The 23015-nt window shown below is 65.3% G+C and carries 24 protein-coding genes; 15 read left to right on the top strand and 9 right to left on the bottom strand.

Going from position 1 to position 23015, the window contains the following annotated elements; all coding sequences use genetic code 11:
• The first annotated feature begins 18 nt into the window (after positions 1-18).
• From ACTJLF_RS19075 to ACTJLF_RS19050, 6 genes are all read left to right on the top strand, one after another.
• Positions 19-495 (top strand): peroxiredoxin, encoded by a 477-nt coding sequence (locus tag ACTJLF_RS19075; RefSeq protein WP_019655927.1) that lies wholly within the window; start codon positions 19-21, stop codon positions 493-495.
• Between the two features lie 217 nt (positions 496-712).
• Positions 713-2497: a PhoH family protein gene (locus ACTJLF_RS19070; RefSeq protein WP_132751591.1), complete on the top strand. Its 1785-nt coding sequence runs from the start codon at positions 713-715 to the stop codon at positions 2495-2497.
• 159 nt (positions 2498-2656) lie between these two features.
• Entirely contained in the window at positions 2657-3028 is a 372-nt protein-coding gene (locus ACTJLF_RS19065) for a VOC family protein (RefSeq protein WP_354324208.1), read from the top strand.
• A gap of 6 nt (positions 3029-3034) precedes the next feature.
• Entirely contained in the window at positions 3035-3484 is a 450-nt protein-coding gene (locus tag ACTJLF_RS19060) for an EVE domain-containing protein (RefSeq protein ID WP_019655924.1), read from the top strand.
• Positions 3485-3498: 14 nt separating this feature from the next.
• The gene (locus tag ACTJLF_RS19055; protein WP_184607234.1) at positions 3499-3948 is read left to right on the top strand and encodes a GyrI-like domain-containing protein; all 450 of its coding nucleotides are present in this window, start codon (positions 3499-3501) and stop codon (positions 3946-3948) included.
• A 67-nt stretch (positions 3949-4015) separates the two neighbouring features.
• Complete coding sequence (locus tag ACTJLF_RS19050; RefSeq protein ID WP_132751595.1) at positions 4016-4792, top strand: helix-turn-helix transcriptional regulator; 777 nt, start codon at positions 4016-4018, stop codon at positions 4790-4792.
• A 23-nt stretch (positions 4793-4815) separates the two neighbouring features.
• On the opposite strand, the gene dnaB is transcribed toward ACTJLF_RS19050, so the two are convergent.
• From dnaB to ppsA, 7 genes are all read right to left on the bottom strand, one after another.
• Entirely contained in the window at positions 4816-6222 is a 1407-nt protein-coding gene (dnaB, locus tag ACTJLF_RS19045) for a replicative DNA helicase (RefSeq protein ID WP_019655921.1), read from the bottom strand.
• A 179-nt stretch (positions 6223-6401) separates the two neighbouring features.
• Positions 6402-6854 (bottom strand): 50S ribosomal protein L9, encoded by a 453-nt coding sequence (gene rplI / locus ACTJLF_RS19040; RefSeq protein ID WP_019655920.1) that lies wholly within the window; start codon positions 6852-6854, stop codon positions 6402-6404.
• A gap of 12 nt (positions 6855-6866) precedes the next feature.
• Entirely contained in the window at positions 6867-7148 is a 282-nt protein-coding gene (gene rpsR, locus ACTJLF_RS19035; RefSeq protein WP_019655919.1) for a 30S ribosomal protein S18, read from the bottom strand.
• A 21-nt stretch (positions 7149-7169) separates the two neighbouring features.
• Positions 7170-7484, bottom strand: a complete 315-nt coding sequence (priB, locus tag ACTJLF_RS19030) for a primosomal replication protein N (RefSeq protein ID WP_132751596.1) — start codon at positions 7482-7484, stop codon at positions 7170-7172.
• Positions 7485-7488: 4 nt separating this feature from the next.
• The gene (gene rpsF / locus ACTJLF_RS19025; protein WP_019655917.1) at positions 7489-7863 is read right to left on the bottom strand and encodes a 30S ribosomal protein S6; all 375 of its coding nucleotides are present in this window, start codon (positions 7861-7863) and stop codon (positions 7489-7491) included.
• Between the two features lie 116 nt (positions 7864-7979).
• Positions 7980-8426 (bottom strand): hypothetical protein, encoded by a 447-nt coding sequence (locus ACTJLF_RS19020; protein ID WP_019655916.1) that lies wholly within the window; start codon positions 8424-8426, stop codon positions 7980-7982.
• Positions 8427-8560: 134 nt separating this feature from the next.
• Positions 8561-10954, bottom strand: coding sequence for a phosphoenolpyruvate synthase (gene ppsA / locus ACTJLF_RS19015; protein WP_440883692.1), 2394 nt, complete (start codon positions 10952-10954; stop codon positions 8561-8563).
• A 183-nt stretch (positions 10955-11137) separates the two neighbouring features.
• On the opposite strand from ppsA, the gene ppsR reads away from it, so the two are divergent.
• Positions 11138-11959 (top strand): posphoenolpyruvate synthetase regulatory kinase/phosphorylase PpsR, encoded by an 822-nt coding sequence (gene ppsR / locus ACTJLF_RS19010; protein ID WP_126185093.1) that lies wholly within the window; start codon positions 11138-11140, stop codon positions 11957-11959.
• Positions 11960-12028: 69 nt separating this feature from the next.
• Here ppsR and ahpF read toward each other — a convergent pair whose 3' ends face one another.
• Both ahpF and ahpC read right to left on the bottom strand, forming a co-directional pair.
• A complete protein-coding gene (gene ahpF / locus ACTJLF_RS19005; protein ID WP_440883691.1) occupies positions 12029-13585 on the bottom strand; it encodes an alkyl hydroperoxide reductase subunit F in 1557 nt (518 codons plus the stop codon).
• A gap of 86 nt (positions 13586-13671) precedes the next feature.
• Positions 13672-14235: an alkyl hydroperoxide reductase subunit C gene (gene ahpC / locus ACTJLF_RS19000; RefSeq protein ID WP_020723187.1), complete on the bottom strand. Its 564-nt coding sequence runs from the start codon at positions 14233-14235 to the stop codon at positions 13672-13674.
• Between the two features lie 257 nt (positions 14236-14492).
• Here ahpC and bfr point away from each other — a divergent pair, with 257 nt between their 5' ends.
• The 8 genes from bfr (at position 14493) to ACTJLF_RS18960 (ending at position 23009) form a co-directional block, all read left to right on the top strand.
• On the top strand, positions 14493-14969 hold the full coding sequence (gene bfr / locus ACTJLF_RS18995; protein ID WP_081270476.1) for a bacterioferritin: 477 nt from the start codon (positions 14493-14495) through the stop codon (positions 14967-14969).
• A gap of 123 nt (positions 14970-15092) precedes the next feature.
• Positions 15093-15740, top strand: coding sequence for a PepSY-associated TM helix domain-containing protein (locus ACTJLF_RS18990; protein WP_440883690.1), 648 nt, complete (start codon positions 15093-15095; stop codon positions 15738-15740).
• 86 nt (positions 15741-15826) lie between these two features.
• The gene (locus tag ACTJLF_RS18985) at positions 15827-16327 is read left to right on the top strand and encodes a DUF2271 domain-containing protein (protein ID WP_184607276.1); all 501 of its coding nucleotides are present in this window, start codon (positions 15827-15829) and stop codon (positions 16325-16327) included.
• Positions 16328-16373: 46 nt separating this feature from the next.
• Positions 16374-17183: a DUF4198 domain-containing protein gene (locus ACTJLF_RS18980; RefSeq protein ID WP_132800541.1), complete on the top strand. Its 810-nt coding sequence runs from the start codon at positions 16374-16376 to the stop codon at positions 17181-17183.
• Positions 17184-17219: 36 nt separating this feature from the next.
• Complete coding sequence (locus tag ACTJLF_RS18975; RefSeq protein ID WP_440883689.1) at positions 17220-18224, top strand: FAD:protein FMN transferase; 1005 nt, start codon at positions 17220-17222, stop codon at positions 18222-18224.
• The gene (locus ACTJLF_RS18970; RefSeq protein ID WP_132751603.1) at positions 18221-19585 is read left to right on the top strand and encodes a sulfite reductase subunit alpha; all 1365 of its coding nucleotides are present in this window, start codon (positions 18221-18223) and stop codon (positions 19583-19585) included. Before ACTJLF_RS18975 ends, ACTJLF_RS18970 begins: the two co-directional genes overlap by 4 nt.
• A gap of 236 nt (positions 19586-19821) precedes the next feature.
• Positions 19822-22233 (top strand): catecholate siderophore receptor Fiu, encoded by a 2412-nt coding sequence (locus ACTJLF_RS18965; RefSeq protein WP_126184965.1) that lies wholly within the window; start codon positions 19822-19824, stop codon positions 22231-22233.
• A gap of 95 nt (positions 22234-22328) precedes the next feature.
• Positions 22329-23009: a Fe2+-dependent dioxygenase gene (locus ACTJLF_RS18960; protein ID WP_416490524.1), complete on the top strand. Its 681-nt coding sequence runs from the start codon at positions 22329-22331 to the stop codon at positions 23007-23009.
• Positions 23010-23015 lie beyond the last annotated feature (6 nt).

Here is a 23015-nt window from a genome sequence, read left to right as displayed (position 1 = left end):
ACGGAGAAAACAAGTTTCATGGCGATCGTTGTCAACAAACCCATTCCTGAATTCGACGCCAACGCCACGGGCGGCATCAAGGTCTCGAATACCTCGCATCTCGGCCACGTGCTGGTCATGTATTTTTACCCGAAAGATAACACCCCGGGCTGCACCACCGAAGCGATGCAGTTCCGCGACCGCTACAAGGATTTCGAGAAAGCCGGCGCCACCGTCTTCGGCGTGTCCCGCGACAACATGAAGTCGCACGACGAGTTCAAGGCCAAGCTCGAGCTGCCCTTCGAACTCATCGCCGACACCGAAGAAAAGATGTGCCACATGTTCGGCGTGGTCAAGAACAAGATCATGTACGGCAAGAAGGTCAAGGGCATCGAGCGCAGCACCTTCCTGATCGGGGCCGACGGCATCCTGAAGGCTGAATGGCGCGGCCTCAAGGTTCCTGGCCATGTCGACGACGTGCTCAAGGCCGTCAAGGCCCTGAAGAAGGCCGCCTGAGCGCCCGCCTTCTGGCGGACCGGCAGCAATCAAGCCTTGCCGCCCCGGCGTGGGAAATGCCCAACGGTGCGTAAAGAGCTGCCGGCGCGTCTTCCGCGGTGTGCATAATGGCCTCATGCCGTTGAGCTCCACGACCGCATCCTCCGAACAAAGCCGCCTTGGTCTTCAGGCGGCTTTTTCGTTTTCTGGTTCCCACTTCCTGCGAGCGATCTGACACATGCCATTGCCCCCCGCCCCCACGAAACGCGCTGCATTGCTCTCGCCGGACGCGCTCGATGCGCCCGCCCGGTCATCGCACCGGGGTTCCCGCCGTTCCGGCGATTCGCGCGCTGACGAAGCTGCGGCGCGCGGCCCTCAGCCGCTCGAGCTGTTCGACAGCATCGGCGCCGAAGGCGCCGGCGGCGGCGCCGCAGTGCGCCCAGCTCGCCGCACCAGGTCGAAGGCCGCTCCCACGCCAGCCCCGGTGAGCGCGCCCGCGCCCCAGGCGCTCATCCAGGTCGAGACCAGGGTCCCGGCCGTCGAGCCTGCAGCGGCTGCGGTGGAGCCTGCGCCCCAGCCGCCGGCCCGCGCCAAGCGCAGCAAGTCCAACGGCCCCGCCAAGCTGTTCGTGCTCGACACCAACGTGCTGCTGCACGACCCGATGTGCCTCTTCCGCTTCGAGGAGCACGACATCTTCCTGCCGATGATCGTGCTGGAGGAGCTCGACGGCCACAAGAAGGGCACGACCGAAGTCGCCCGCAACGGCCGCCAGACCAGCCGCACGCTCGACGCGCTGGCAGCTGCCCAGGGGGCGGACATCGACAAGGGCCTGAAGCTCGACACCACGGGCCATCGCGAGGCCGGCGGCCGCCTGTTCTTCCAGACCGCCCCGCTCGACTACTCGCTGCCCATCAGCCTGCCCCAGGGCAAGGCCGACAACCAGATCCTCGGCGTAGTGCACGCGCTGCGCGACGAATACGCCCAGGACCGCCCCGGCCGCCCGAAGCAGGAGGTCGTGCTGGTGTCGAAGGACATCAACATGCGCGTCAAGGCGCGCGCACTGGGCCTGGCCGCCGACGACTACCAGAACGACAAGACGCTGGAAGACGGCGATCTGCTCTACGCAGGCTCGCTCGCACTGCCCGCAGATTTCTGGACGCGCCAGAGCAAGACCGTCGAGAGCTGGCAAAGCGGCAGCAGCACTTTCTACCGGATCAGCGGCCCGCTGGTGCCCAACCTGTACATCAACCAGTTCGTCTACTTCGAGGCACCCGGAGAGCCGAGCATGTACGCCCGCGTCACCGAGATCCGCGACAAGACCGCGGTGCTCAAGACGCTGAAGGACTACAGCTCCGGCAAGAACGCCGTTTGGGGCGTGAACACGCGCAACCGCGAGCAGAACTTCGCGATGAACCTGCTGATGGACCCGGAGATCGACTTCGTCACGCTGACCGGCACTGCCGGCACCGGCAAGACGCTGATGGCGCTGGCCTCGGGCCTGACCCAGGTGCTGGACGACCGCCGCTACACCGAGATCATCATGACCCGCGCCACCGTGAGCGTGGGCGAGGACATCGGCTTCCTGCCCGGCACCGAGGAGGAGAAGATGGGCCCCTGGATGGGCGCGCTCGACGACAACCTCGAGTTCCTGGCCAAGGGCGACGGCGGCGGTGCCGGCGAATGGGGCCGCGCGGCCACCAACGAGCTGATCCGCAGCCGCATCAAGGTCAAGAGCATGAACTTCATGCGCGGGCGCACCTTCCTGAACAAGTACGTGATCATCGACGAGGCGCAGAACCTCACGCCCAAGCAGATGAAGACCCTGATCACCCGCGCCGGCCCCGGCACGAAGATCATCTGCATGGGCAACCTCGCGCAGATCGACACGCCGTACCTCACGGAAGGCTCCTCGGGCCTGACCTTCGCGGTCGACAAGTTCAAGGGCTGGCCGCACGGCGGACACATCACGCTGGCGCGCGGCGAGCGCTCGCGCCTGGCCGACTTCGCGAGCGACGTGCTCTAGCAGCGGCCCTGCCCGCGGCCGGACCAGGCCCGCGCATGCTTCACTGAAGCGGCGCGGGCCTTTTTTCATTCCCCCGACAGCCTACTGACAAGACGCTGTCAGTAGGCCGGCAGCACCATCCGGGCTCCTTCCAACGCAACGAAAGAAAGAGAGTTCCGAATGCAGAACGCCATCACCTGGTTCGAGATCCCGGTCACCGACATCGACCGCGCCCAAGCCTTCTACGAGAGCGTGCTCGCCCGCAAGCTGCGCCGCGAGGACTTCGGCGGCGAGACGCTGGCCATCTTCCCGCACGACAAGCCCGCCACCGGCGGCGCGCTGCAGGCAGGCGCCAATGCCAGCGCACGCGCCGGCACGGGCATCCGCATCTACCTCGACTGCAACCCCAGCATCGACGCCGTGCTCGCGCGCGTCGAGGCGGCCGGCGGGCAGATCGTGGCGCCCAAGTCGGCACTGCCCCCGGGCATGGGCTTCATCGCCCACCTGCGCGACACCGAGGGCAACGAAGTCGGCCTGCATTCGCTGGAGTGACTCGCGATGGCGCAACGCAACTGGATCGCAGTGGCCAGCGCCGAGCATGCGCGGCGCGGGCGCGACCACCGGCCGATCGGCTTCATGCAGGTCGGCCACGGCAAGCATGCGCCGCTCAAGCGGCTTTCGGCGGGCGACCGCGTCGCCTACTATTCACCGGCCACGGTGTTCGGGGGCACGGACAAGCTGCAGAGCTTCGTGTCGATCGGCATCGTGCAGCCGGGCGAGCCCTACGAGTTCGACATGGGCAACGGCTTCGTGCCATGGCGGCGCGACGTGGCCTACGCCGCCGGGCACGAGGCGCCGATCGCCCCGCTGATCGAGCGGCTGGCCTTCATCGAGAACCCCCGGCAGTGGGGCTACAAGTTCCGCTTCGGCATGTTCGACGTCAGCGACGACGACATCAAATTGATCGCACAGGCCATGAAGGCCGACCTGAAGACACTATCGCTTTGAGGAGAAGCAAACACATGGAACCAGTTCGCCGGCACCAGGACGCGTTCCGCGTCTCGGGCCTCACCATCCGCACCACCAACCGCGAGGAGCGCGACCCCGCTACCGCCCGCCTCGGCCAGTTGTGGGGCCGATTCTTCGGCGAGGAAACCTATGCGTCGACGCCACGGCGCACCGCCGACACTCGCATCTTCAGCCTCTATTCGGCCTACGAATCGGACAAGGATGGCGCGTTCGACGTCACGGCGGGCGTCGCGGTCTCGGGCGGCGAGAACAGCCTCGCCGTGGAAGCCGGCGACTACCTGGTCTTCAACGGCGAGGGGCAGATGCCGCAGATGGTGATCGCCACGTGGGAACGCATCTGGCAGTATTTCGAGGCGCACCCGGAGGTCGCACGCCGCTATCGCAGCGACTTCGAGGCCTACGAAGGGCCGGACAAGGTAGCGATCCACATCGGAGTTTCATGAGCATCTTCAGCAAGAGCCGGCGCAACCCGCCGGCGCCTCACTCTCTCCCGCTCGCCAGGCCCTGCTGATGCGCCGCGCCGATCGCCTCTTCCAGCTCGTGCAGCTCATCCGTGGGCGCCGGCTCACCACGGCAGCTTTCCTGGCGCAGCGGCTGGAGGTGTCGGAGCGCACGGTCTACCGCGACATCGCGGACCTGCAGCACCAGGGCGTGCCGATCGAGGGCGAAGCCGGCGTGGGCTACCGGCTCGGCGCGGGCTTCGAGCTGCCACCGCTGATGTTCACGCAGGACGAGGCCGCGGCGCTGGTCGCTGCAGCCCGGCTCGCGCAGAGCTGGGTCGATCCGGCACTGGCGCGGGACATCGAGACGGGTCTGGGGAAGATCCTGTCGGTGCTGCCCTCAGCAGCGCGTGTCTCGGCCGAGGCGCTGGCGCTGTACGCGCCCGGGCTGGGCCTGGACGACACCCTGCGTGCGCGACTGCAGACGCTGCGCGAGGCGACCCAGTCGCACAACAAGCTGCGGCTGCACTACCGCGACGTCTCGGGCGACGCCAGCGAGCGCACGGTGCGGCCGCTGGGCTGCTTCTACTGGGGCAAGGTCTGGACGCTGTCGACCTGGTGCGAGCTGCGCGACGACTTCCGGGGCTTCCGCCTCGACCGCATGGATGCGATCGAGGTGCTGCCCGAGCGCTTCCGCGACGAGCCGGGCAAGACGCTGGCGGACCTGCTGCGGCAGGTCAATGCGGAGGCGGCCCACGGAAAGGTGATGCCCCAGAAGCCGGATGGCCGCCCGCCCTGGGCAGGCAGCAGTTCCGACGTCGGTTCCGGAAGCAGCAGCACCAGCTGACTGCCGCCGGGCAGCCGCCTGCCTCAGTAGTCGTCGTTGTTGCTGTAGCCGACCAGGTTTTCGAACTTGGTCAGCGGCTTCAGGAAGGCCAGCTTGACGGTGCCGGTCGGCCCGTTACGGTGCTTGCTGATGATCACCTCGGCCACGCCCGGCTCCTTCGACTCCTTGTTGTAGTAGTCGTCGCGGTAGATGAACATGATGATGTCCGCATCCTGCTCGATGGCGCCGGATTCGCGCAGGTCGCTCATCATGGGACGCTTGTCGGTGCGGCTTTCGACGCCGCGGCTGAGCTGCGACAGCGCGATCACCGGGCACTTCAGCTCCTTGGCGAGCATCTTCAGGCCGCGCGAGATCTCGCCCACGGCGGTGGCGCGGTTCTCGTCGCCGGAGCCGCTGGTCGACATCAGCTGCAGGTAGTCGACCACGATCAGTCCCAGGCGCCCGTACTGGCGCGCGAGCCGGCGCGCGTTGGCCCGCAGCTCGCTGGTGGAAAGGCCTGGCGTCTCGTCGATGTGCAGCGACACGGTGCGCAGCTTCTCGATGGCCTCGGTCAGGCGCGGCCACTCCTCGTCGGTGAGCTTGCCGGTGCGCAGGTGGCCCTGGTCGATGCGGCCGATGGAGCCCACGATACGCACCGCCAGCTGGGCAGCGCCCATTTCCATGGAGAACACGGCCACCGGCAGGCCTTCGTCGAGCGCCACGTGCTCGGCGATATTGATCGCGAGCGAGGTCTTGCCCATGGAGGGACGCGCGGCCAGCACGATCATGTCGCCCGGCTGCAGGCCCGAGGTCATCTTGTCGAAGTCGTTGAAGCCGGTGCGAACGCCCGTGATGTCGTTCGGGTTCTCGGCCATCTCCGTCACGCGGTCGAGCAGGTCGACGACCAGGGCATCCATGCTCTGGAAGCCCTGCTTCATCCGCGTGCCTTCCTCGCCGATGTTGAAGATCTTCTGCTCGGCCTCGTCGAGGATCTTGTCGACCGCCTTGCCCTGCGGATTGAAGGCGTTGGTCGCGATCTCGTCGCTGGCAGAGACCAGCTTGCGCAGGATCGAACGCTCGCGAACGATCTCGGCGTAGCGGCGGATGTTGCTCGCGCTGGGCACGTACTGCGCGAGCGAGTTCAGGTAAACCAGCCCGCCGATCTCGTCTGCCTTGCCGAGGTTCTGCAGCTGCTCGTAGACGGTGATCACGTCGGCCGGCTTGCTGGCGTTGATCAGCCCGCCGATGGCCGCGTAGATCAGCTTGTGCTCATGGCGGTAGAAGTCGCCGTCGACCAGCAGGTCGCCCATGCGGTCCCAGGCTCCGTTGTCGAGCAGCAGGCCGCCGAGCACGCTGGATTCGGCCTCGATGGAATGAGGCGGAATGCGCAGTTGGGCAACTTGGCGGTCGGCCGACGGATCGTTGTCGGCATAGGAAAAAACGGCGGACATGGACTTCCCTTGCAACCCTGCATGCTAAGCCGCGCAGGGCGATGCGCGTGTGGACAAGGTTGTGAATAAACGGTGATCTTCCAGTGCAATCGGCTGGAAAAGACGGGACAACATCGGCGCGGAAAAAGAAAAGCCGCCCGAAGGCGGCTTTTGCTCAGCGCTCGAGGCGCCATGGACGATCAGGCGGTTTCGCCGTAGACCGTCACGTTGATGTCGACCACCACGTCGGTGTGCAGAGCCACGCTGACGCTGCTGTCGCCGACGACCTTGATCGGGCCGTTGGGCAGGCGCACTTGCGCCTTGGCAACCTTGTAGCCTTGCTTGCCCAGCTCTTCAGCGATGTCGCTGTTGGTGACCGAGCCGAACAGGCGGCCGTCCACGCCGGCCTTTTGGGTCAGCTTGATGGTCGTGCCGGCGAGCTTCTCGCCTTGGGCTTGCGATTCAGCCAGCTTGGCGGCCGCAGCCTTTTCGAGTTCGGCGCGCTTGGCTTCGAATTCGGCCTTGTTGGCAGCGGTGGCACGGCGGGCGCGGCCCGACGGGATCAGGAAGTTGCGTGCGTAGCCGTCCTTGACCTTGACGATGTCGCCCAGGGCGCCGACGTTGACAACCTTGTCCAGAAGAATGATTTGCATGGTCTCGACTCCTTAGACGCGGTGCTGGTCGCTGTACGGCACCAGGGCCAGGAAGCGCGCGCGCTTGATGGCAGTGTTCAGCTGGCGCTGGTAGATGGCGCGCGTGCCGGTCAGGCGTGCGGGGATGATCTTGCCGTTTTCGCTGATGAAATCACGCAGCGTGTCGACATCCTTGTAGTCGATTTCCTCGACGCCGGCGACGGTGAAGCGGCAGAAACGCTTGCGCTTGAACAGCAGCGACTGGGTGTTGCGCTTCGGGCGCTTGTCTTTGTTGAATTTCTTGAACGTGGCCATTTCGGGACCTCTTGTCGAAAATTAATCTTGCTGAAAATCCTGGATGTGCAGGACCGGATGCTTGCCGTTGCCCGGTGTCGCGAGAAAGCCCTGGAAACGCCAGAGACTCCCCATCGACTGCCTTGCGAGCCGCTCGGCGATGGCGCCGAAGGCAACGGCCTTGAGGGCCGTCTTCACCTGCCTGGGCTTTCCTGCCTCCTGGAGCGTCGACTCGTGTTCGAGCTTCAGGTCGATGGCTGGCAAGCCGGCTGGCGTGAATCGCAAGTTACCGAGTTCGGCAACGGAGGCGGTCAGCAGAAGCTGGTTGACCCCGGTTGCCGCAGCGGCGGCAGTCACGCCATCAGTTGTTGTTGGCGGCGTACTCGGCCTGCTGGGCCTTGCGGGCCTCTTCGCGCTCGACCGTCTTCATCATCGACGAAGGACCGGTTTCGGCCTTCTTCTTCTGGACGGTCAGGTGACGCAGCACGGCGTCGTTGAACTTGAACGCGTGTTCCAGTTCGCCCATCACGGTCTGCTCAGCTTCGATGTTGACGCACAGGTAGTGGGCCTTGTTGAGCTTGTTGATCTGGTAGGCCAGCTGACGGCGGCCCCAGTCTTCGACGCGGTGGACCTTGCCGCCGCCGGCCGTGATCAGGCCCTTGTAGCGCTCCAGCATGGCCGGAACTTGTTCGCTCTGATCCGGGTGGATCAGCAAAATGATTTCGTAGTGACGCATGGCACTCCTTGTGGATTCTTCCGAGGAAGAGGAAAAGCCACCTGCAGCGTCGGGCGCAGTGTGGCAAGGCAAAGCCGGCGATTATAGCCCTGCAAAGGCCGCTTCGGCAAGCTGGCTCAGTCGTTGAGGGCCTTGTCCAGGGCCGCGGCCTTCTCGGGACCGACGGCGGCTCGGATTTTCGGGGCCAGCGCAAGCAGGTCTTCGTAGCTGGTCGTGCCCTCCACCTGCAGGTTGAGCCGGAAGCCCTTGAGTCCGAGGCTGCCGGTGAGCTGCGTCGCGATGGGATAGGCATCCTTGTAGCGCTGCTGCCTGCTGCGGCCGGACGAACCCTGGGCGGGCGCCGCCTCGACAGGCGCCGCCGCACTCCCCGCCACGGGTGCCAGCACACCCAGCCCGACCATCTGGTCGATGTCCTCGCGCACGATGCCCATGCCGGCGGCCAGCACATCGTCGACCGAGCGCTTGCCATCGAAAAGGATGAAAGCAGAGCGCTGGCGCGGCGACAGCGGGATCGAACGGTCTTTCAGCGCCTGGTGGCCTGCTTCTGTCTTGACGAGGATCATGGTGGTCTTCCCTTCCGGGATACGCCCGTGAGTCCCGCCAGTCTGGCATCAAATACGCAATTTGTTTCAATATCACTCCCAAGTCGCGGGAATCCCCCGATGGGGATTTCCGCAATCCAGGAGAGTTGCGCGTATCAGCGCTTGGCGAGCTGCTGCCAGGTATCGATCACGCTGTCAGGGTTCAGCGAGATCGATTCGATGCCCTGCTCCGCCAGCCACAGCGCGAAGTCGGGATGGTCGCTGGGGCCCTGGCCGCAGATGCCGACGTACTTGCCCTGCGCCTTGCAGGCCTTGATGGCGCGGCTCAGCATGGCCTTCACGGCCGGGTCGCGCTCGTCGAAGTCGGCGGCCAGCAGCTCCAGGCCCGAATCGCGGTCCAGGCCCAGGGTGAGCTGGGTCAGGTCGTTCGAGCCGATGGAGAAGCCGTCGAAGAACTGCAGGAACTCGTCGGCCAGGATGGCGTTGCTCGGCACTTCGCACATCATGATCAGCTTGAGCTCGTTCTCGCCGCGCTTCAAGCCGTATTCGGCCAGCAGGCCGGTCACGCGCTCCGCCTGGCCCAGGGTGCGCACGAAGGGCACCATGATCTGCACGTTGGTCAGGCCCATGTCGTTGCGCACGCGCCTGAGGGCCTCGCATTCCATTGCGAAGGCTTCGCCGAAGTCGGCGCTCAGGTAGCGCGCGGCGCCACGGAAGCCCAGCATCGGGTTCTCTTCCTCGGGCTCGTAGCGGCTGCCGCCGATCAGCTTGCGGTACTCGTTCGACTTGAAGTCCGACAGGCGCACGATCACCTTCTTCGGCCAGAAGGCCGCTGCGATGGTCGCGATGCCCTCTGCAACCTTGTCGACGTAGAAGGCGCGCGGCGAAGCATGGCCGCGGGCCACCGACTCGACGGCCTTCTTCAGGTCGTTGTCGACGTTCGGGTAGTCGAGGATCGCCTTCGGGTGCACGCCGATGTTGTTGTTGATGATGAACTCCAGGCGCGCGAGGCCCACGCCGTGGTTCGGCAGCTGCGCGAAGTCGAACGCGAGCTGGGGGTTGCCCACGTTCATCATCAGCTGGATGTCGATCTCGGGCATCACGCCGCGCTGCACCTCGGTCACCTCGGTCTCGAGCAGGCCGTCATAGATGAAGCCGGTGTCGCCCTCGGCGCAGCTCACCGTGACCAGCGTGCCGTCCTTCAGCAGGTCGGTGGCGTCGCCGCAGCCGACCACGGCCGGAATGCCCAGTTCGCGCGCGATGATGGCCGCGTGGCAAGTGCGCCCGCCGCGGTTGGTGACGATCGCGGAAGCGCGCTTCATCACCGGTTCCCAGTTGGGGTCGGTCATGTCGGTGACGAGCACGTCGCCGGCCTGCACCTGGTCCATCTCGCTGATGCTGTGCACCAGCCGCACGGGGCCGGTGCCGATCTTCTGGCCGATGGCGCGGCCTTCGGCCAGCACCGTGCCCTTGCCCAGCAGCTTGTAGCGCTGCTCGGCCTTGCCCTGCTGCTGGCTCTTCACCGTCTCGGGACGCGCCTGCAGGATGTAGAGCTGGCCGTCGGTGCCGTCCTTGCCCCACTCGATGTCCATCGGACGGCCGTAGTGCTCCTCGATCACGAGGGCGTACTTGGCGAGCTGCTCGACCTCTGCATCGGTCAGCGAGTAGCGGTTGCGCTGCTCGGCCTTGACGTCGGTGGTCTTCACCAGCTTGCCGGTGGCCCTCTTCTCCTCGGGCGTGGCGAACTCCATCTGGATCAGCTTGGAGCCGAGGTTGCGGCGGATCACGGCCTTCTTGCCGGCCTTCAGGGTCGGCTTGTGCACGTAGAACTCGTCGGGGTTCACGGCACCCTGCACCACCGTCTCGCCCAAGCCGTAGCTGGAGGTGATGAAGACCACGTCCTCGAAGCCCGATTCGGTGTCGATGGTGAACATCACGCCGGCGGCGCCGAGGTCGGAGCGCACCATGCGCTGCACGCCGGCCGACAGCGCGACCACGTCGTGCTCGAAGCCCTTGTGCACGCGGTAGCTGATGGCGCGGTCGTTGTAGAGGGAGGCGAACACCTCCTTCATCTTGTGCAGCACGTCGTCGATGCCGACCACGTTCAGGAAGGTTTCCTGCTGGCCTGCGAACGAAGCGTCGGGCAGGTCTTCGGCCGTGGCAGAGGAGCGTACGGCGAACGAAGCGGACGGATTGCCGGCGCTCAGCGTGGCGAAGGCTTCGGTGATCGCCTTCTGCAGGTCGGCGGGGAAAGGCTGGGCCTCGACCATGCCGCGGATCTCGGCGCCTGCGGCGGCCAGGGCGCGCACGTCGTCGACATTCAGGGCGGCCAGGCGCTTGCTGATCTTGTCGGCCAGGCCATCGTGGGCCAGGAACTGGCGGAATGCGTGCGCCGTGGTCGCAAAACCGGTGGGCACCCGCACGCCCTGCGGCAGCTGCGAGATCATTTCGCCGAGGCTGGCGTTCTTGCCGCCAACCGCCTCGACGTCGGTCATTCTCAGGTTTTCAAACGGTACGACCAGGGCGGTCGCGTCGAAAAGTGCAGACATGGGAAAGCTCCAGAAGTTGAAACCGGTGCTGCATGCAGACGGCGCAGCACGATCGTTCTCGTTGCTTTGGGTGCGGGCGCGGCGTGCATGGAGAGAATTGGGCTGGGAAGGCGGATTCCCGATAATGGCCCTCATTGTAGGCGGGGCAACGTGGTCCGCGCCGCAGGACAAGGCCGCATGACTATTCCTTCACGCACCGTTTTCTTCATTTCCGACGGCACCGGCATCACCGCCGAAACCTTCGGCAACGCCGTCCTGGCCCAGTTCGAGATGAAGCCGCGCCACGTCCGGCTGCCCTTCACGGACACGGTCGACAAGGCCCACCAGGCAGTGCGGCAGATAAACCACACTGCCGAAATTGAGGGTGCCAGGCCCATCGTCTTCACGACGCTGGCCAACATGGAGGTGCTGGAGGTGATCGAGACCGGCTGCAAGGGCATGCTGCTGGACATGTTCGGCACCTTCGTGCGCCCCCTGGAAATCGAACTGGCCGCGAAGTCGAACCACCGCATCGGCCGCTTCAGTGACGTCAGCAAGAGCAAGGAGTACAACGACCGCATCGCCGCGATCGACTTCAGCCTGCAGCACGACGACGGCCAGAGCAACCGCGACCTGGAAGGCGCCGACGTGATCCTGGTGGGGGTGAGCCGCAGCGGCAAGACGCCCACATCGCTTTACCTCGCGATGCAGCACGGCCTCAAGGCGGCCAACTACCCGCTGATTCCGGAAGATTTCGACCGCCGGCAACTGCCGCCGGCGCTCATCCCGCATCGCAAGAAGATCTTCGGCCTGACCATCCAGCCCGAGCGGCTCAGCGAGATCCGCAACGAGCGCCGGCCGAATTCGCGGTACGCGAGCATCGAGAACTGCCGCCACGAGGTGGCCGAGGCCGAGGCCATGATGCGGCGCGCAGGCATCCGCTGGCTCTCGACAACCACCAAGTCGATCGAGGAGATCGCCACCACGATCCTGCAGGAGTTGCGGCCGGAGCGGCTGATCTATTGATACCGCTTCCCTTGAATAGAAAAAGCGCCCCGCCGGGGCGCTTTTTCGCTTCACGTCGCCAATGGTGGCTTACGCAGGAGCCGACGTCCGGATCAGGTGGTCGAACGCACCCAGCGCCGCCTTTGCGCCGTCGCCGGCCGCGATGATGATCTGCTTGAACGGCACCGTGGTCGCATCGCCCGCCGCGAACACGCCAGGCACGGAGGTCTGGCCGCGCGCGTCGACGATGATCTCGCCGTGCTTCGACAGCTCGACCGTGCCCTTGAGCCAGTCGGTGTTGGGCACGAGGCCGATCTGGATGAACACGCCCTCGAGCTCGACCTTCTTCGATTCGCCCGTCGCGCGGTCCTTGTAGATCAGGCCGTTGACCTTCTGGTCGCCGGTGATCTCGGTGGTCTGCGCGTTGGTGAACACGTCGACGTTCTTCAGGCTCCTGAGCTTGCGCTGCAGCACTGCATCGGCTCGCAGCTGCGTGTCGAACTCGATCAGCGTGACGTGGCCCACGATGCCGGCCAAGTCGATGGCAGCCTCGACGCCCGAGTTGCCGCCGCCGATCACAGCCACGCGCTTGCCCTTGAACAGCGGGCCGTCGCAGTGCGGGCAGTAGGCCACGCCCTTGTTCTTGAACTCGTGCTCGCCGGGCACGTTGATGTTGCGCCAGCGCGCACCCGTCGAGATGATGACCGACTTGCTCTTGAGCGAGGCGCCGCTCTCGAGCTGCACTTCGATCAGGCCGTTGCCCGGCACGAGCGCCTTGGCGCGCTGCAGGTTCATGATGTCGACGTCGTAGTCGCGCACATGCTCTTCGAGGGCATGGGCGAACTTCGGCCCTTCGGTTTCCTTGATCGAGATGAAGTTCTCGATGCCCATGGTGTCGAGCACCTGGCCGCCGAAACGCTCGGAGGCGACGCCGGTGCGGATGCCCTTGCGCGCCGCGTACACGGCCGCTGCAGCGCCGGCGGGGCCGCCGCCGACGATCAGCACGTCGAACGGGTCCTTGCCGTCGATCTTCTTGGCTTCGCGCTCGACGCCGCTCGTGTCGATCTTGGCGAGGATCTCCTCGAGGCTCATGCGGCCCTGGCCGAACTCCGTGCCATTGAGGAACACGGTCGGCACGGCCATGATCTGGCGCTCCTTCACCTCCTCCTGGAAGGTGCCGCCCTCGATCATCGTGGTGCGGATGCGCGGGTTCTGCACCGCCATCAGGTTCAGCGCCTGGACCACGTCGGGGCAGTTGTGGCAGGTGAGCGAGACATAGACCTCGAACTCGAAGTCGCCGTCGAGCGCCTTGATCTGGTCGAGCACGGCCTGCTCGACCTTGGGGGGATAGCCGCCGATCTGCAGCAGGGCAAGGATCAGCGACGTGAATTCATGGCCCATCGGCAGGCCGGCAAAACGCGGGCCGTGGTTTTCGCTCGGGCGGTTGACCGAGAACGAGGGCTTGCGGTGGTTGTCGTCGCGGCTTTCGGTCAGCTTGATCAGCGGGGACGATTCGGCAACGTCCTTCAGCAGCGACAGCATCTCGCCCGAGGCCTTGCTGTCGTCGAGCGAGGCGACGATCTCGATCGGCTGCGTGGCGCGTTCGAGGTAACTCTTCAATTGGGCTTTGGTGTTTGCGTCGAGCATGAGGGACTCTCTTTCGATAACGTAAAACTATCAACGGGGGCCAAAAAAGCCCGGGGCCTCGCGGGCGCCGGGCCTTCGCAGGGCGCTTAGATCTTGCCGACGAGGTCCAGCGACGGGGCGATCGTCTTGTCGCCTTCATTCCACTTGGCCGGGCACACTTCGTTCGGGTGAGCGGCGGTGTAGACGGCTGCCTTCAGCTTGCGCAGCGTTTCCTTCACGTCGCGGGCGATCTCGTTGGAGTGCACTTCGGCGGTCTTGATGATGCCTTCGGGATTGATCACGAAGGTGCCGCGCAGTGCCAGACCTTCTTCGGGGATGTGCACGCCAAAAGCGTTGGTCAGCGTGTGGGTCGGGTCGCCGACCAGCGGGAACTTGGCCTTGCCGACGGCCGGCGAGGTGTCGTGCCAGACCTTGTGCGAGAAGTGCGTGTCGGTGGTCACGATGTAGACCTCGGCACCCAGTTTCTGGAACTCGGGGTAGTGTTCGGCCGCGTCTTCGACTTCGGTCGGGCAGTTGAAGGTGAATGCCGCCGGCATGAAGATCAGCACGGACCACTTGCCCTTGAGCGTCTCGTCGGACACATCGATGAACTTGCCGTTGAGGTAGGCCTGGGTCTTGAAGGGCTGGACTTGGGTGTTGATCAGGGACATGTTGATTCCTTGGATGCTGCGGTTGGACAAAAAGTGCGAGACATGAGTATAACTACCAATTCATCTCGATTGATAGCAATCAACTATTGAAAGCATTGGAAGTCGCTATGTTTTCGATGGCTGCGACACATGGGCGAGAAGCATCAATACGAACGTGTATCACCATCACACGCATGCAGACCGACATTGCATGGGATTGCTTGCAAGCGCGCGTTTGCACCTCTGACAATCACCGCTTTCAGAACAAGGAAAAAACCATGAAGGGCGACCCGAAAGTCATCGAACATCTGCAGGCCCAGCTCAAGAACGAGCTGACCGCAATCAACCAGTACTTCCTGCACTACCGCATGCTCAAGCACTGGGGCCTGGACAAGCTCGCGAAGAAGGAATACGAGGAATCGATCGGCGAGATGAAGCACGCCGACAAGCTCATGGACCGCATCTTCATGCTCGACGGCCTGCCGAACCTGCAGGACCTCGGCAAGCTGAACATCGGCGAAGACGTGCCCGAGCTGCTGCGCTGCGACCTCGGCGCCGAAACCGGTGCACAGGCCACCATCAAGGACGGCATCGCGCATTGCGAATCGGTGCGCGACTACGTCTCCCGCGACCTGCTCCAGGAGATCCTGGACGATACGGAAGAGCACATCGACTTCCTCGAGACACAGATCGACCTGATCGACAAGGTCGGCCTGCAGAACTACCTGCAGTCGCAGATGGGCGAACTCGAATAAGGCAGGGCCCTGCTCCTTATCGACAAACGGGACTTCGGTCCCGTTTTTTTATTGCTTTACGTAACTTAACCGGCCACGAATAACAGTCATTCTCATTCGCACGGATAGAATCCGCGCCTTCCGATGACTGCCGCCGCCCGCCCCGACAACCGCCGACGCGCCTATTGGCTCAAGACCCTGCACGAATGGCATTGGGTCAGTTCGGCCATCTGTCTCATCGGGATGATCCTGTTCAGCGTGACGGGATTCACCCTCAACCACGCCAGCCAGATCGAGGCCAAGCCGGTCGTCACCAGGCTGAACGGCTCCATCGACGAGGCGCTGCGCGCCCGCCTCGAAAAGCAGCTGCCCGCAGCCAAGGCCCTCAAGGGCAAAGCCCCCCTGCCTGCCGAACTCCAAGCCTGGGTGCAGAAGCACTGGGACATCTCCACCGCCGGCCGGGAAGCCGAGTGGTCCGACGACGAAATCTATCTCTCGCTGCCCCGCCCCGGTGGCGACGCCTGGCTGCGCCTGAGCCTGGCCGACGGCGAAATCGAATACGAGCGCACCGACCGCGGCTGGCTCTCCTACTTCAACGATCTCCACAAGGGCCGCAACACCGGCGCCGCATGGAGCTGGTTCATCGACATCTTCGCGGGCGCCGCCCTGGTCTTCTCGATCACCGGGCTCTTCATTCTCAAGATGCATGCGGGCAACCGGCCTTTCACCTGGCCGATGGTCGGCATGGGGCTGGTCGTGCCGGTGCTGCTCGCGCTGCTGTTCATCCACTGATTTCGTCATCAACCAATCAATCGATCCGTACGGATCCAGGAAAGAGGTTCCAAGTGCACGTTCGCTACTCACTCGCGCCGCTGGCCATGTCGGCGCTGTTCGCGGCTCCGGCCTTCGCGTCGGGGCTGGCCGTCAACATCGAGATTCCGCGGCTGAACGTCTCCGAGTACCACCGCCCCTACGTGGCGACCTGGATCGAGCGTGCCGACAACACCAACGCCGGCACGCTGGCGGTCTGGTACGACGTGCGTACCAAGACCAACAACCCCGAGGGCGAAGGCACCAAGTGGCTGAAGGACATGCGCCAGTGGTGGCGCCGCGGCGGCCGCGAGCTCTCGGTGCCGGTCGACGGCGTGACGGGCGCGACCCGGCCCGCCGGCAAGCACCAGCTGAGCTTCACGGAAGGCACGGCCCCGATGCCCAAGCTCGCCCCTGGCGCCTACAAGCTGGTGGTGGAGGCCGCACGCGAAGTCGGCGGCCGCGAAGTCGTGAGCATTCCCTTCCAGTGGCCGCCGACCGCAGCGACGCAGCCGACCGCGACGGGCAAGGAAGAACTTGGCGAGATCCGGCTCGAGCTCAAGCCCTGATCTCCCTGCCTTGAAGACCCGCCCGCCACATCACACAGGAACCGTCATGACACGCTTCAACCTTCGCCTCGCCTCCCTCTCCATCGCCCTGTCGGCGGCCGCAACGCTCGCGCAGGCACACAACGCCTGGCTTCTGCCCTCGTCCACCGTGTTCTCGAAGGCGGACACTGTGACGGTCGATGCCGCCGTGTCCAACGACCTGTTCGTCGCCAACCACGCGCCGCTGCGCCTGGACGGCCTGCAGATCACCGCTCCCGACGGCAGCACCGTCAAGCCGGAGACCGAGGCCAAGCTCAAGCTGCGCAACGTGTTCGACGTGAACGTGGCGCAGGCGGGCACCTATCGCATCGCCGTCATCAACGCCGGCGCCTTCGCGAGCTGGAAGGACAAGGCCACGGGCCAGACAAAGCGCGCGCGCGGCACGGCCGAGACCATCGGCAAGGAGATTCCTGCCGATGCGCAGGACGTGACCATCACCCAGTCGTCGGGTCGCATCGAGACCTTCGTGACCGTCGGCAAGCCTTCCGCACTCAAGCCGGTCGGTCAGGGCCTTGAGCTGATCGCCGCCGGCAGCCCGACCGACCTGGTAAAGGGCGAGAAGGCCACCTTCACGCTGAACCTCGACGGCCAACCCGCCAAGGGGCTCGAAGTGACGGTGACGGCCGGCAACACGCAGTACCGCGACAAGCTCGAGGAGATCAAGCTCAAGACCGACGACAAGGGCCAGTTCAGCGTGACCTGGCCGAACGCCGGCATGTACTGGCTCGATGCCAGCACCAAGGACAACAAGACCACGGTGCCGCAGGCCAAGGAACGCCGCCTGAGCTACGCGGCGACGCTCGAAGTGATGCCCTGAGGCGGCCACATCCACGCTGGTAGAGCGGACTTTCTCTTGGGCCTTTCGTTCAGCACCTGGCGCGCTGGCGGCTATGCCAACGCGGCAGTACCCCGCCCCGCCGATCCCGCGACGCTGCAGCAGCTGGGCGGCCAGACCATGGGCACCACCTGGTCGCTGCGTTTCGACAACCCGCGGATGCTGCCGCTCGCGCAAGTCCGAGCGGCCCTCGAATCGGCGCTCGATCGCGTGATCGCGCAGATGAGCCACTGGGAGCCGGGCTCGGACATCAGCGGGTTCAACCAGGCTCAGGCCGGGGCGCGCCATGTGCTGCCGGCGGAATTCGCCACGGTGATGCGATGCGCTTTCCGGTGGGCAGCGGCAAGCGGCGGCGCGATCGACCCGAGCGTGGGTCCGCTGGTCGCGTGCTGGGGCTTCGGGCCGGAAGCGGAGCAGGCCGGTCTGCCCGGCGAGGCCGCGCTGGCCGAGGCGCGCGGGCGCGTCGGCTGGTCCCGGCTTGCGTTCGATGAGGCGGAAGGCTCGCTCCTGCAGCCTGGAGGCGCAACGCTCGATCTCTCGGGCATCGCGAAGGGATTCGCGGTGGACCACGGCATCGACGCCCTGCGTGCACTGGGCATCGCCGATGCGCTTCTCGAAGTCGGCGGAGAACTGCGAGGCATCGGGAAACGCCCTGGAGGACAGCCCTGGCAAGTGCTCGTCGACGGCGATCCTTCCGGTGCGCGCCGGGTGGCGCTCGCGGACATGGCCATCGCGACCTCGGGCGACCGATGGCATCGGCGCTCGCACGAGGGACGCCACTGGTCGCACACCATCGATCCGCGAACGGGAGAGCCGGTTGCGCACCCGCTGGCCAGCGTCACCGTGCTTCACGCGGAGTGCATGCAGGCCGACGCGCTGGCCACGGTGCTGACGGTGCTCGGGCCGGAAGAAGGATTCGACTTCGCGCAGCAGCACAACGTCGCCGCGCTGTTCGTGAGCCATGGCGATCCCGCGCCAGAGGCGAAGACCACACGCGCCTGGCCCGCAGCGGCTGGAACATGAACGACTTCGCCTGGCGCGCACTGGGCGCGGGTTCCACCGTCGCGGCGTATGCAGCGCTCTGTGCATCGATCTATCTGCGCGAGCGCAGACGCAAGGCCGAGGCCGCGCGCGACTCGGCGGCGCTATCGGCGGGCGGCGACGAAGCCCCGGTTCTCGTGCTGTTCGCCAGCCAGACGGGCCAGGCCGAGTCCATCGCATGGCAGACCGCTCGGCAGCTGAGTGCGGCGAGTACGCCGGCGCGCGTGATGGAACTGAACGCGCTCGATGGGGCGGCTCTGGCAATCGCCTCCCGCGCGCTCTTCATCGCGAGCACCTATGGCGAAGGCGATGCCCCGGACGGCGCCAGCGTGTTCGTCGAACGGATGATGGACTCATCGCCGAGCTTGCCTTCGCTGAGCTACGCCGTCTTGGCACTGGGCGACCGCCAGTACGCCAACTTCTGCGGCTTCGGTCGTGCGCTCGACGAATGGCTGCAGGCCACGGGCGCCAGGCGCGAATTCGATCGCATCGAGGTCGACAACAACGACCCGGCGGCGCTGGCCGCATGGCACGCGCATTGGGGCGACGCGCCCGGATCCGCAGGCGATGCCGAAGGCGCGGTCTTCACTCCATGGCGGCTCGTCTCGCGCGAGCATCTCAACCCGGGCAGCGCAGGCTGGCCCGTCTTCCATCTCGGGCTGGTGCCTCAGGCCGGCGGAGCGCTGCCGTATTGGGCGTCGGGCGATCTTGCGCAGGTGATCGTCGCCAGCGATCCGAAACGCCCGCGCGACTACTCCATCGCCTCGGTGCATGCCGACGGCGAACTGCAGTTGCTCGTGCGGCAGGAGCGGCATCCGGACGGCACACTGGGCGCGGCCTCGGGACTGCTCACGTCCACCCTGGGCGTGGGCGACACGGTGGCGCTGCGCGTGCGGGAGCACCGGGGCTTCCGCCTCGACGGCAATGAATCACGGCCGCTGGTTCTCATCGGCAACGGCACAGGCATCGCCGGGCTGCGCGCGCACCTTCGCACGCGTGCAGCCATGGGCAGGCACGACAACTGGCTGGTGTTCGGCGAGCGCCAGGCCGCGCACGACTTCCTCTATCGCAAGGAGATCGAGGCATGGCAGGCCGGTGGAGTACTCAAGCGTCTGGACATGGTGTTCTCGCGCGACCAGGCCGATCGCTTCTACGTGCAGCACCGGCTGCTGCAATCGGCTGACACGCTGCTGCAGTGGCTGCACGACGGCGCAGCCATCTACGTCTGCGGCAGCCTTCAAGGAATGGCTTCGGGCGTGGACGCGGCGTTGCGCCAGATCGCGGGCGAGGCGCAGATCACCGAGCTGGCGGCCAGCGGCCGCTATCGGCGAGACGTCTACTAGATAAAGCTGCTGCGTCGATCGCGTTGCTGGGCCGCAACGAAACTGACACAACTTTCGACTTAGTTTCGCTTGGGTGTCAGTTTTAGTATTGAGAACCAATATCATTTGCAGCGATCCGCGCACAACCCGCAGATCGACTCACCCAGCCAGTCCCCCCTCGTGTTTCTCCAAGGAATCCAGGTCGTCCGGACATCGCCAGTCGAGTCCTGACGCCCGCCCTTTTCGGAGAAAACTTCATGGCCTACATCAAAAGCCGCAAACACCCCGTTTCGCGTGCAGTTCCACATCTTTCAGGCGCCGCCGCCGCAACCCTGATGGCCATGGCGGCCCCCGGTGCCCTTGCCCAATCCGGCGCCGCCCTGCCCGAAGTCCGCGTGCAGGACTCCGCCGTCAACGACTACAAGGCCGACAACTCGGCCAATCCCAAGTTCACCGCTCCGCTGGTGAACACGCCTCAGACCATCCAGGTCATCAAGGAACAGATCATTCGCGACCAGGGGGCGACCACGCTGACCGAGGCGCTGCGCAACACCCCCGGCGTGGGCACCTTCTTCCTCGGCGAGAACGGCAACACCAACACGGGCGACGCCGTGTTCATGCGCGGCTTCGACAGCTCCAGCGCCATCTTCGTCGACGGCATCCGCGATCTCGGCTCTGTCTCGCGCGACATCTTCAACATCGACCAGGTCGAAGTCGTGAAGGGCCCCTCGGGCACCGACGTGGGCCGTACCTCGCCGACCGGCTACATCAACCTCGTCACCAAGAAACCCAAGCTCGAAGACAGCTTCCTGGGTTCGCTGAGCTTCGGCAGCGCCGACTTCAAGCGCGGCAGCGTCGACTGGAACAAGTCGCTGAGCGGCGCCAACGGCATCGGCGCCGCCTTCCGCCTGAACGCGGTGAGCGAGGACGGCGGCGTGGCCGGCCGCGACTTCGTCAAGAACAAGCGCTGGGCGATCGCGCCTTCTCTCGCCCTTGGCCTGAACAGCCCGACGCGCATATTCCTCGACTACCTGCACGTCAAGCAGAACAACGTTCCGGACGGCGGCGTGCCCACCATCGGCCTGCCGGGCTACACCACGCCCGACGCCACCGCGATCAACCGCGGCCTGGCCCGCCGCACCTACCTGAACTACGCGCCGCGCGTGGATTCGAGCAACTTCTACGGCACCAGCTCGGACTTCGACAACGTGACGGCCGACATGTTCACCGCGCGCATCGAGCACGATCTCACGCCCGACATCACCATCCGCAACACCACGCGCTACGGCAAGACCTCGCAGGACTACATGCTGACGTCGTTCATGGGCGGCGGCCTGACGGCAACGCAGGTCGGCAAAACGCCGATCTACAACGGCACCCTGCCCGCCGTGAACTCGGGCTTCCTGAACACGGTGATCCCGACCATTCCCGCAAGCTGGACGATCACTCGCAACCTGCCCACCAACAAGGACCAGGAAAACACGATCTTCACCAATCAGACGAGCGTGTCGGCCAAGTTCAACACGGGCAGCATCAGCCACACGTTCAACGGCGGCCTCGAATTCATCCGCGAGAAGCAGACCGCCAACAACTACTACGCCGCGGGCTACCCGAGCGTAGGCACCACGCTGGCCGCGGCCGGCTCGTGGCCTGCCGCCAACCTGTACAACCCGAACCCGTACGTGAGCGGCTACAACCGCATCGCCAACGGCACCGGCTCCGACGGCAGCACCGACACCATCGGCCTGTACGCCTTCGACACGCTGAAGTTCAACGAGCAATGGCAACTGACCGCCGGCCTGCGCTACGACCACTACTCGACCACGTACAACGCCACCGCCCTGACGCTGGCGCGCAGCGGCAACGGTCCTCAGACCTCGACGATCACGCCGACCAACCTGAAGCTGTCTGACAACCTGCTCTCCGGCAAGATCGGCCTGGTCTACAAGCCGACCGAGAACAGCAGCGTCTACGCGGCCTACGGCACCGCTGCGCAGCCGCCCGGCGGCGCCAACTTCCAGCTGGCTGCCGGCGGCACCGGCAACAGCACCGGACGCACCGACTTCCTCCCGCAGAAGGCCAAGACCTACGAACTCGGCACGAAGTGGGACGTCATGAACAAGCGAGTCGCCCTGACGGCCGCGCTCTATCGCACGGACGTGAGCAACGAGGTGGTGCAGGACTCGGTCACGCAGCAGTACTTCCAGACCGGCAAGAAGCGCGTGCAGGGCGTGGAACTCGGCGTGTCGGGCGCACTGACCGACAACTGGGGCGTGAGCTCGGGCTTCACCACCATGAACACCCGCGTGCTGAGCGGCCCCTCGGTGCTGGCGGACGGCTCGACCGCCCTCGCCTACACGCCGAAGAAGGCCTTCACGCTCTGGACCACCTACCAGTTCCCGTTCGGCCTGACGCTCGGCGGCGGCGCACGCTACAACGGCAAGCTGCAGCGCGGCAGCGATGGTGCGGTGGGTACGCCGGCTTACGTCGATTCATACTGGGTGTTCGATGCGATGGCGTCCTACCGCATCAACAAGAACATCGACATCCAGCTCAACGTGTACAACCTGTTCAACAAGGACTACGTGGCTGCCATCAACAAGAGCGGCTACCGCTACACGCCGGGCATTCCGCGATCGGCCAAGATCACCGCGAATTTCGCGTTCTGACGGCCTCCTTGCATGTGCACCGGCCTCGCCCGATGCAGTGCGAAACTCGAGCCCCGGCCCGCGCCGGGGCTTTCTCATTGCGGAGTTCCCGAAAAATGATGCTTCATGTGCCCGAAGTGCTGAGCCCCGAGCAGGTGCGCGAGATGCGCGCTGCGCTCGATGCAACGCAATGGACCGACGGACGCGAGACGGTGGGCGCCCAGGGAGCGCAGGTCAAGCGCAACCGCCAGCTGCCGGAGCATTCGCCTGTCGGCAAGGAACTGGGCGCCATCGTGCTGGCGGCGCTGGCGCGCAACGCGCTCTTCTTCTCGGCCGCTCTTCCGTCGCGCTTCGTGCCGCCGCTTTTCAATCGCTACGAGGGAGGCGAGCACTACGGCGTCCATGTCGACGGCGCCGTGCGCGCGGTGCCTGGCAGCAGCCAGCAGTTGCGAACCGACTTGTCGTGCACCCTTTTTCTTTGCGATCCGGAAGACTACGAAGGCGGCGAGCTGGAAGTGATCGACACCTATGGCTCACATGAAGTGAAGCTGCCTGCCGGCGACCTCATTCTTTATCCGGCGAGCAGCCTGCACCGGGTCCATCCTGTTACGCAGGGTGCGCGGGTCTGCTCCTTCTTCTGGCTGCAGAGCATGGTCCGCAGCGATCAGCAGCGCGGGATGCTTTTCGAGCTCGACCAGAACATCCAGAAGCTGCGCGCCCGCCTGGGCGAATGCGAGGAAACCGTGGCGCTGACGGGGCATTACCACAACCTTCTGCGGCTCTGGTCGGAAGTCTGATTCCAC

This window comes from Variovorax sp. 22077 (assembly GCF_052044195.1).
GTDB lineage: Bacteria > Pseudomonadota > Gammaproteobacteria > Burkholderiales > Burkholderiaceae_C > Variovorax > Variovorax atrisoli.
The sequence above is the reverse complement of the archived record's forward strand: the minus strand, read 5'-3'. Positions and strand labels throughout refer to the sequence as shown.

Bases quoted from the DNA above. Each gene is read 5' to 3' on its own strand.
- ACTJLF_RS19050 (WP_132751595.1), top strand. From the start codon at position 4,016: ATGCGCCGCGCCGATCGCCTCTTCCAGCTCGTGCAGCTCATCCGTGGG.
- ACTJLF_RS18970 (WP_132751603.1), top strand. From the start codon at position 18,221: ATGAACGACTTCGCCTGGCGCGCACTGGGCGCGGGTTCCACCGTCGCG.
- ACTJLF_RS18990 (WP_440883690.1), top strand. From the start codon at position 15,093: ATGACTGCCGCCGCCCGCCCCGACAACCGCCGACGCGCCTATTGGCTC.
- ACTJLF_RS19070 (WP_132751591.1), top strand. From the start codon at position 713: ATGCCATTGCCCCCCGCCCCCACGAAACGCGCTGCATTGCTCTCGCCG.
- ACTJLF_RS19065 (WP_354324208.1), top strand. From the start codon at position 2,657: ATGCAGAACGCCATCACCTGGTTCGAGATCCCGGTCACCGACATCGAC.
- rpsF (WP_019655917.1), bottom strand. From the start codon at position 7,863: ATGCGTCACTACGAAATCATTTTGCTGATCCACCCGGATCAGAGCGAA.
- dnaB (WP_019655921.1), bottom strand. From the start codon at position 6,222: ATGTCCGCCGTTTTTTCCTATGCCGACAACGATCCGTCGGCCGACCGC.
- ahpF (WP_440883691.1), bottom strand. From the start codon at position 13,585: ATGCTCGACGCAAACACCAAAGCCCAATTGAAGAGTTACCTCGAACGC.
- ACTJLF_RS19075 (WP_019655927.1), top strand. From the start codon at position 19: ATGGCGATCGTTGTCAACAAACCCATTCCTGAATTCGACGCCAACGCC.
- ACTJLF_RS18960 (WP_416490524.1), top strand. From the start codon at position 22,329: ATGATGCTTCATGTGCCCGAAGTGCTGAGCCCCGAGCAGGTGCGCGAG.
- rplI (WP_019655920.1), bottom strand. From the start codon at position 6,854: ATGCAAATCATTCTTCTGGACAAGGTTGTCAACGTCGGCGCCCTGGGC.
- ACTJLF_RS18985 (WP_184607276.1), top strand. From the start codon at position 15,827: ATGTCGGCGCTGTTCGCGGCTCCGGCCTTCGCGTCGGGGCTGGCCGTC.
- ACTJLF_RS18965 (WP_126184965.1), top strand. From the start codon at position 19,822: ATGGCCTACATCAAAAGCCGCAAACACCCCGTTTCGCGTGCAGTTCCA.
- ACTJLF_RS18980 (WP_132800541.1), top strand. From the start codon at position 16,374: ATGACACGCTTCAACCTTCGCCTCGCCTCCCTCTCCATCGCCCTGTCG.
- bfr (WP_081270476.1), top strand. From the start codon at position 14,493: ATGAAGGGCGACCCGAAAGTCATCGAACATCTGCAGGCCCAGCTCAAG.
- ACTJLF_RS19020 (WP_019655916.1), bottom strand. From the start codon at position 8,426: ATGATCCTCGTCAAGACAGAAGCAGGCCACCAGGCGCTGAAAGACCGT.
- rpsR (WP_019655919.1), bottom strand. From the start codon at position 7,148: ATGGCCACGTTCAAGAAATTCAACAAAGACAAGCGCCCGAAGCGCAAC.
- ACTJLF_RS19060 (WP_019655924.1), top strand. From the start codon at position 3,035: ATGGCGCAACGCAACTGGATCGCAGTGGCCAGCGCCGAGCATGCGCGG.
- ppsA (WP_440883692.1), bottom strand. From the start codon at position 10,954: ATGTCTGCACTTTTCGACGCGACCGCCCTGGTCGTACCGTTTGAAAAC.
- ACTJLF_RS19055 (WP_184607234.1), top strand. From the start codon at position 3,499: ATGGAACCAGTTCGCCGGCACCAGGACGCGTTCCGCGTCTCGGGCCTC.
- ahpC (WP_020723187.1), bottom strand. From the start codon at position 14,235: ATGTCCCTGATCAACACCCAAGTCCAGCCCTTCAAGACCCAGGCCTAC.